2 protein-coding genes and 1 pseudogene are annotated in these 1,916 nt (G+C 59.2%); 1 reads left to right on the top strand and 2 read right to left on the bottom strand.

What is annotated here, in order from left to right:
• Nucleotides 1-854 (top strand): annotated as a pseudogene (locus tag FAA86_RS24295) (DEAD/DEAH box helicase); the annotation flags it as partial.
• Here FAA86_RS24295 and FAA86_RS24290 read toward each other — a convergent pair.
• Both FAA86_RS24290 and FAA86_RS24285 read right to left on the bottom strand, forming a co-directional pair.
• Nucleotides 801-1,277, bottom strand: a complete 477-nt coding sequence (locus tag FAA86_RS24290) for a very short patch repair endonuclease (RefSeq protein ID WP_136543882.1) — start codon at nt 1,275-1,277, stop codon at nt 801-803. The pseudogene FAA86_RS24295 and the gene FAA86_RS24290 overlap by 54 nt on opposite strands.
• A gap of 3 nt (nt 1,278-1,280) precedes the next feature.
• A partial coding sequence (locus FAA86_RS24285) for an HNH endonuclease (RefSeq protein ID WP_136543880.1) occupies nt 1,281-1,916 on the bottom strand: 636 nt, incomplete at its 5' end.

Below are 1,916 nucleotides of genomic sequence, written 5' to 3'. Positions count from 1 at the left end.
TCAACGCGTGGCTGGCGTCGACAAAGATCACGAATTCGCTGCAGATCAGCCCGATCCGCATGAATCCTAACTTGCGACTGCTCGATATGGACGTCGGTCTGTCGATGGGACGCCGCGAGCCCACGAGGACCAGTGTCCGCGCCGCGGCGATTTCGGCAACCGAGATCCTCGTCCAAAGGGCGGCGCTGGACCTGGATATCGCACCGGAAGAGTTCGACGCCCTAGCGCCGAACATCATGGTGACGGCGACAGGGGAGCGGCTTCCGTATCTCCAGCTATCCGACGCCTTGCCGAACGGCTCCGGGTTCTGCCGCCACCTTCTCGGCGACAGCACCATCCCGGTTTCCGTTCTGATCAAGAGCATTCTGGACGAGACGAACGAGTGGCCGCGGCGCGAGTTCGCGGTTGAGGCGCACAGAAGGAGCTGCGGTTCCTCGTGCTATCGCTGCCTTCAGCGCTACAACAACAGGAACTTCCACGGCCTGCTCGATTGGCGCCTGGGGCTTGCGTACCTCAGGGCCATCGCTGATCCGTCCTACGAAGCCGGGTTCGACGGCGACTACGGTTGTTTCGAAGTCTCGGACTGGGTAGCATCCGCGATGGACCTAGCGGAGCAGACGAAGACGTTCATCCCTGGCAACACGGTTGCGCATGCAAAGGGGAGACCGGATATTCCGACGTTCTCTCTGGACAACAGCCGAGGCCGTTGGGGTGTCGTGGTCCATCCGCTCTGGGACGCGAGGAAGTTGTTCGATCGAGTTGGGCTGGATCGAACACACATTGCGATCGACAGCTTCGAGCTAGCCCGGCGGCCGCTGCACGTCCTCCAGCGTGCGCGCGCCGCGGTGAGGTGACGCAGACATCTTTTTGGCTTCGACCGTGGCGGAGATCTTGTCTGCAATCGTCGCCACGGTCTCGTGCTCCCAAAACCGCAGCACCGTCCAACCAAGCTCCGTGAGGTGCGCCGTCGCGCACGCGTCCCTTGTCCGGTTGCGGGCAATCTTCGATAGCCAGAAATCTGTGTTCTTCTTCACCGACGGCGGATGCACCTCGCACCCGTGCCAGAAGCACCCGTCCAGAAAGACAGCGATCTTCATTCCCGGAAACGCGAAGTCGCAAGTCGTGCGCTTCATGCCGGGGATTGGATAGTGGATCCGATAGCGAAGCTTGCGGGCATAGAGCTGCGATCGAACAGTGCGCTCGAAGGGGTTATCCTTTCGCGCGGTGCGCTGCATTCGGCGGCGTACTGCTTCAGTGGCTTGCAGGTCTAGAGACATTTTCTACGGGATAAAGACATTCATACGGTGATGAATCAGGTAGCTCTGGCTATCGTTGTGCAGCGGCCTCAGTGGTGGTCGCTGCACAACGTGCATTCCTAACTTGTCAGCGTCAGTATCGGTCAGCTGCGAGGAGAATATCGGTTTTCCATCGCTCTCGAACCCAAGCAGGCCCCGATCAAATAAAAAGTCTGCGTGCGGTGCCAGCATTAAACCATTCGCTCCATCGAGTCTCTCGGCTGCGGTGCCGCAGGCACGCCAAGGTTTTATGTGACTGGCAATCAGCAGGTTGGGTGTAGCAAGGCCTGTAATTCGGCATACCGGCTCGAAATCGAGCACCCGCTTCCGGAACAGGCCCTGCCCCCTTCGTGCTCGCACCAATTGCTCGCGTACCGTCTCATCAAGCGACATATCGCGCTGAATGTTGCGTTCAACGACATCGTCAAGCGTCATTGCGAAATCAGCTGCCGTATTCGTGGTCGTTGCGAGCAGATCGACGGCAGGCAGACTAGCGGCGGCCAGGATCAGATCAACGACTTGGCGATCGACCTCGGCGAGATATGCTTTCTGATTGCCATTTCCACTTCCCGGTTGGATTGGAGAGTGTTTCGTGGGAAGCAGTGGGGCGAGATTTCCTAT

The sequence above is a fragment of the Rhizobium rosettiformans W3 genome (assembly GCF_004912135.1).
GTDB lineage: Bacteria > Pseudomonadota > Alphaproteobacteria > Rhizobiales > Rhizobiaceae > Allorhizobium > Allorhizobium rosettiformans.
The sequence above is the reverse complement of the archived record's forward strand: the minus strand, read 5'-3'. Positions and strand labels throughout refer to the sequence as shown.

Coding starts and splice junctions, on each gene's coding strand:
- FAA86_RS24290 (WP_136543882.1), bottom strand. CDS start 1,277: ATGTCTCTAGACCTGCAAGCCACTGAAGCAGTACGCCGCCGAATGCAG.